5 protein-coding genes are annotated in these 5,847 nt (G+C 68.7%); 1 reads left to right on the top strand and 4 read right to left on the bottom strand.

Translation table 11 applies throughout. From position 1 onward, the window contains the following. On the top strand, window positions 1–1,056 hold a 1,056-nt coding region (locus NTX40_03755; GenBank protein MCX5648201.1), incomplete at its 5' end, for a permease. Between the two features lie 167 nt (window positions 1,057–1,223). On the opposite strand, the gene NTX40_03760 is transcribed toward NTX40_03755, so the two are convergent. The 4 genes from NTX40_03760 to NTX40_03775 form a co-directional block, all read right to left on the bottom strand. After that, window positions 1,224–2,615, bottom strand: a complete 1,392-nt coding sequence (locus NTX40_03760; protein ID MCX5648202.1) for a sulfatase — start codon at window positions 2,613–2,615, stop codon at window positions 1,224–1,226. Window positions 2,616–2,685: 70 nt separating this feature from the next. Then, the gene (locus tag NTX40_03765) at window positions 2,686–3,150 is read right to left on the bottom strand and encodes a V-type ATP synthase subunit K (GenBank protein MCX5648203.1); all 465 of its coding nucleotides are present in this window, start codon (window positions 3,148–3,150) and stop codon (window positions 2,686–2,688) included. 2 nt (window positions 3,151–3,152) lie between these two features. Beyond that, entirely contained in the window at window positions 3,153–4,949 is a 1,797-nt protein-coding gene (locus NTX40_03770; GenBank protein MCX5648204.1) for a hypothetical protein, read from the bottom strand. Next, a complete protein-coding gene (locus NTX40_03775) occupies window positions 4,946–5,617 on the bottom strand; it encodes a V-type ATP synthase subunit D (GenBank protein MCX5648205.1) in 672 nt (223 codons plus the stop codon). Before NTX40_03775 ends, NTX40_03770 begins: the two co-directional genes overlap by 4 nt. Between the last annotated feature and the right edge of the window lie 230 nt (window positions 5,618–5,847).

Here is a 5,847-nt window from a genome sequence, read left to right on the forward strand (position 1 = left end):
GCGGGGCTTTACGTGGTCATCGGTCTTCTGGCGGCGGGTCTGGTCCATGTCTTCGTGTCGCGCGCGTTTCTGACGCGGCACCTCGGGGGCAGGGGCTTCTGGCCGGTGGTCAAGGCGGCCCTGGTCGGCGCGCCCTTGCCCCTGTGCAGTTGTTCGGTGCTGCCGACGGCCTTCGCCCTGCGCGAGCGAGGCGCCGGACGGGGCGCCACCGTCTCGTTTCTCATCTCGACGCCCGAAACCAGTTTCGACTCCATCGCCGTCACCTGGGCCCTGATGGGGCCGCTGATGGCGATCGTGCGTCCGGTGGCGGCGGTGCTGACGGCCTTGGGCGCGGGTTTCGCCGAGGCGATCCGCGGCCGCCACGAGCCTGAGCCTGCTCCGCCTGCGCCCGCCTGCCCGCACTGTGCGTCCGACGATGGCGAGCACGTCGAGACGCCGGGCCGCCTCCGCCGCTTCTGGCAGTTCGTCGTCTTCGAGATGTCCGACGAGATCGGGCCGACCCTCGCCCTCGGCCTTCTGCTGGCGGGCCTGGTGGCGGCGTTTGTGCCGAACGATTTCTTCACGACCTATCTGGGGAACCGATGGGCCTCGATGGGCATCATGCTTCTGGTGGGCCTACCGCTCTACGTCTGTGCGACGGCCTCGACGCCGCTCGCCGCCGCCTTCATGCTCAAGGGCCTCAACCCCGGCGCCGCGCTCGTGTTTCTCCTCGTGGGCCCCGCCACGAACCTGGCGACGATCCTGACGGTCGGCAAGATGCGCTGCGCTCGACACCGCCGTGGACGTCTGGAACGTGAACATCCACATGGAACACGTGCACGGGTACCTTCCGCCGTGGGTCCAGACGGCGGGCGGCGTTGTGCTCGGCCTCTACCTCGCCCACGCCGTCGCCCGGTGGGTCTGGCGCAAGTGGCCGCGGCGGGCGAAGGACGCCTGCTGCCACTAACTCTACAGCGCCACTTTGCGCGGCGGGTCTCCCGACCCGCCGCGCCACGAGCCAAGAAAGCCATTTCTTGCGCGGTGGGTCAGGAGACCCACCGCGCAATACTTATCTGAAGCCGCTTCTGGGGCCATCACATGTAGGGATTGTCCGGCGCGCGCCCTGGTTCAGGTTGAGCGGGAATAACGCCGACGCGCCGGAAGGTCAACGTTTTCCACCACCGTTGCGCGAAACCGACGCGAAGCGGCTCCAGCCGCGCCGCCGAATGTGCCTGCTGGAACTGTCAGCCGACCCGGCCGGCCGGCCGAGCGTCCTTCTCCAATTGGGCGTCGAACTCGGCCGCCATTTTCGTCAACTGATCCACGACGTCCGGGTGGTCGGCGGCGACGTTCGTCTGCTCGCCGACGTCGGCCGAGAGGTCGTAGAGCGCCGGCACCGGCGCGGCCTCTTTTTCCCTGGCCGAGGCGCGGCTCGCCGGGGTCTTGATATGGAGTTTCCACTGTCCGCTCCGCACCGCCGAAAGGTCGCCGTACGCCGAGTAGTAGAAGAACGCCTCGTGCGGCGAGCGGGCCCCGGGCCGGCCCGACACCAGCGGTCCGATGTCTTTGCCGTCGATCATGCGGTCGGTCGGCAGCCGGGCGCCGGCCAGGCCGGCGAAGGTCGGCAGGATGTCCATCACCGAGGCCTGCTCCGCGCAGGCCGCCCCGGCCGGGACCTTGCCGGGCCACCGCGCAAGGAAGGGGACGCGCATGCCGCCTTCCCAGGTGCTGCCCTTGCCGCCCCGCAAGGGCGGCGCGGGGTGCCCCGCCGGGCCGTTGTCGGAGGTGAAGAGGACGAGCGTCTGCTCGTCGATGCCGGCCTGTTTGATGGCGGCCAGGATTTCGCCGCAACTCCAGTCGATGCATTCCACCACGTCGCCGAAGAGGCCCCCCTTCGATTTCCCCTTGAACCGCTCGGAGACGTGCAGCGGCTCGTGCGGAAACGTGTGCGGCAGGTACAGGAAGAACGGCTGGTCCCGGTTCGCCTTGATGAACTTGACCGCCTCCGCGGTGTACCGTTCGGTGAGCGTCGCCTGGTCCGTGGGGTGCTCGATCACCTTCTCGTCGCGCAGCAACACGGCGCCCTTGCCCCCGTCGGGGGTCGGCGTCGGCATGTCGTTCGAGTACGGGATGCCGTAGTACGCGTCGAAGCCGTGGCGCGTGGGCAGGAACTCCGGGTGGTGACCCAGGTGCCACTTGCCGATGCACATCGTGGCATAGCCCTGGTCCTTGAGCACCCTGGCCACGGTGATCTCGCTGGGGTTGAGGCCCGTCTTCGACGAGGGGAAGAGCACGTGCCGGTGGAGGCCGACGCGCTTCGGGTAGCACCCCGTCATGAGGGCGGCACGCGTGGGGGTGCAGACGGGCTCGCCGGTGTAGAAGGCGTTGAACCGGATGCCCTCGGCGGCCATGCGGTCGAGGTTGGGCGTGGCGATCTTGTCCGAGCCGTAGCAGCCGAGGTCGGCGTAGCCGAGGTCGTCGGCGAGGAGAAAGACGAAGTTGGGCGGCCTCGGACCGGCGGCCCGCAGGACCGCGGCAGGCATTGCGGCGGCCGCTGCCGCACCGCCCACGAGACGCAGGAAGTCCCGGCGCCTGAGCGCCGGGCCCGTCCTGTCCCAAGGCTCTTGTGCCTTCATCAGGGTCTCCTCTTCTCGCCATGTGCCGAACCGCGCGACGAGGGCCGCCAGCCGCCCCCGCTGCCACGGGTCAGCCTCCGATCTGGCCGATGAGGATGAGCATGAAGACGAGCGTGAAGATGCCGACCGTCTCCGCGATGCCGAGGGCGATGAGAACGAAGGCGAACCCTTTGCCGTCGGAGTCGGAGAGCATTCGGCACCCTGCGGCGCCGATAAGGCCCTGGACCCAGGCCGAGACCATTTCGCCGATGCCGGTCGCGAGGCCGATGGCGAACAGGATGCCGCCGTTCGTGGCGGCCTGGGCCAGGTGCGGCGCCATCTGGGTCATCACGATGAAGCCGTACACGGTCTGCGTGATGGGCGCGGCCACGCAGATGATGTAGATGAACCGGAGGGGTTTGCTGGCCTTGGCGTCCTTGGCCCAGGCGCCGGCGGCCGACATGCCGGCCGCCCCGGCGCCGATCGAACTGCCCAGGGCCGCCATGCCCACCGCCAGACCCATGCCCAACTGTCCGAGGAAGACGTTCGCGTCCATTCTTAGTTCTCCTTAGCAAGCCGCTTGGAAAAGGGTTCGTAGGGGTAACCGCTCCACTGCATCCCAAGGTTATTCGAGAACTCCAGCATGTTCAGCCGCACGCCGTGCGCGAAAAGCGAGATGATCGACAAGGCCACGTTCAGCGCGTGTCCGGCCATCAGGACCGGAATCATGGCGAACCAGGGCAGGCGGCTGCCCATGTCGTTGAACGCCATAGCCAGGGTGCTGCCGGCCAGGCCGATGGCCATCAGACGCACGTAACTGACCGTGTCGCCGAACGTCCCGATGGCCGACAGGGGAAATTTCGCCAGCCCCAGGCCGACCATCTTCAGGGGGTTTCGGCTGGGGGCGGCAAAGAAAATTGCCAGCGCCCCGCCGACCAGGAGCAGATAAGGATACACGTTCCCGTCGAGGAATTGGGCGATGGTCGGCGGCTGCTTCAGCAGGAGTGCCCGGACCAGGCCGTAAATACCCCACAGGAAGGCGGACCAGCCGACCTCGCTCAAGAACTCCAGGCGCGGGAAGGCGGCCCCCGCGCGCCACAGGTGGGCCGCGCTCAAGTGAATCGCTCCCACGAGGATGCTCATGTGCATCAGGAAGTCTATGTTCCGCTTGACCATGTTCACGGTGATGAGGGGCTCGCTCAGACCGAGCCATCGGCTGATGTCGTAACCGAACAGGCTGGCCGTCACAAGGCCCCACACGACCGAGCACGCGCCGACGATGATGATCAACTGGGCGAGGGCGGCGGCCCCCTTCGCCGCCAGATGCCTATAGAAGATGATCGGCAGCAGGAGATACAGCAGGCCGTAACCCGCGTCGGAGATGAGGATGGCCGAGAAGATCGGCAGGGCGATCATGAAGGCCGCCGAAACGTCGAACTCGCGGTACCCCGGCACGGTGCCGAGGATCTTGAACAACCCCCCCATCGGCCTGGCCCACCAGGGATACCGCACCAGCGTCGGGGGCTCGTCCTCGTCGGAAGGGGGCATGGAGCGGACCGCGGCGGGGAGGCCGGCGGCTTCGAGGCCGGCGGACAGGTCCGCCGCCCGCTCCTCGGGGACCCAGCCCTGGAGGGCGTAAAGATGCTCATCGCCCCGGCCGCTGCGTGAGGCCACCGTCCAGTCGGCCTGGCTCTGGAGCCGCGCACGCTCTTTCCGGACGGCCGGGACGCCGTGGGCGAGGGCGGCCAGGCGCCGGGCGCCCCGGTGCAGGTCGGCGTCGAGACGAGCGGCCTCCTTGCGGAGCGCGGGACGATCCTCGGCCGGCGCGGCCAGTTCCGTCGAGCCCTCGGGCACGGTCGGCTCCTGGGCGCGGTCCACGACCGCGACCAGCACTTGCCGGCCGGGCCGCGGACCCAGGACGTGGACGAGTTCCGCGCGGACCTCGCCGACGCGGTCGTGCGGAACGGTGAAGAATCGCGGCAGGACCCCCGCCCGGCGGAGTGATTCGATCTGGTCTATTCGCACGTCGCCCCAGGGCTCCAGATGCAGGATCCGCCGGTGCAGGGCCGTCAGGCGGGACTGCGTCTCGGCCGCCTGGCGCTGGATCTGAAGGGTCTCGGCGACGGCGTCGGCGGCCGAGACGGTCGGCGCGGGGCCCGCCGGCTCCAGGCCGCTCAGAATCTGGAGCGCCCGGTCCGTGCGTTCGATGGCGGCGGCGGTCTCGGGCCTCGGGACGGCCTGGGCGGGTTCGACGGCGGCGAGGTGTACGACGCCGAGGTCCCGCAACGCTTCCAGGAGGGGGTCGCGGTCCTCGCTCCGGCCGGCGACGAACACTTTGGCCATCCGCGCGATCATGGTGGGCTGACACCCTCCTCGCGTGGGTGATCGGTCGCGGGCGCCCGGCGCGCGTACGCCGTCGCTTCCTCGGCCACGAGTTTGCCTTTGGCGATCTTGGCGCGTCCGACGGCCGCGGTCATCTCGTCGCCCAGGTGGATGCGAATCCGCCGGATCGCTTCCCGCGCCTCGGGGATCTTGATCTTCTCAAAGAGGTTCACGCGCTGGATGACCTTCACCAGTTCGCGGTGCAGGAGACGGTGCTGGTGGTTGATGACTTCTAGTTCCGCCCGGCGCCGGCTGACGAGGCGCAGGTCCGCCAGGGCCCGGTCCACCCAGGGCGGCGTCGCGAAGAGGCTGTAGCGCGCCGGCGGGAACGTCACGGCATCGAACGTGGGAATGGTGACCCCGGCGATGTTGCGTCTGCCGGTGCGGACCTCATCGGGCGTCGCCAGACCGCGCAGGTCCAGCCCCGCGCGGTCGCGCAGGATGTCCTGGTAGGCGGCGAGGCGCGTTCGGGCGTCCTCAAGGGCCTGCTGGGCCCGGCGGCGCTCCGCCGCAATGGCGAGGACGGTCAACTGGAGTTGCTGCTGCTTGAGTTTGAGCATGGGCAGATAGTGCTCGAACCGCGCGAGGGCGTCGCGCTGGGCCTTGAGTTCCGGCCGCGTCAACCTGACTTGTTTCGCCATTCCTTCAAGCCTTGCTCTGTTGCCGTTTTGGGGTTGTCGCGGCCCCTTCACGTATTGCGGATTGCGGATTGCGTATTGCGGATTGCGGATTGCGGATTGCGGATTTGCGGCGTGGTGCGGCGGGCCGTACCTGCCGTCCGGTCCTCGGCTTTCCACGGGCCGTGTTGACCGAAGCGACTGTTATGGCCAGGAGTTCATCGGCTTCTTGCATGAGAAGGTGCACCGCCTCC

Source organism: Planctomycetota bacterium, from assembly GCA_026387035.1.
Taxonomy (GTDB): Bacteria; Planctomycetota; Phycisphaerae; order FEN-1346; family FEN-1346; genus JAPLMM01.

What these genes read in the sequence shown, in the direction of transcription:
- NTX40_03760 (MCX5648202.1), bottom strand. Translation starts at nt 2,615, where the DNA reads ATGAAGGCACAAGAGCCTTGGGACAGGACGGGCCCGGCGCTCAGGCGC.
- NTX40_03765 (MCX5648203.1), bottom strand. Translation starts at nt 3,150, where the DNA reads ATGGACGCGAACGTCTTCCTCGGACAGTTGGGCATGGGTCTGGCGGTG.
- NTX40_03770 (MCX5648204.1), bottom strand. Translation starts at nt 4,949, where the DNA reads ATGATCGCGCGGATGGCCAAAGTGTTCGTCGCCGGCCGGAGCGAGGAC.
- NTX40_03775 (MCX5648205.1), bottom strand. Translation starts at nt 5,617, where the DNA reads ATGGCGAAACAAGTCAGGTTGACGCGGCCGGAACTCAAGGCCCAGCGC.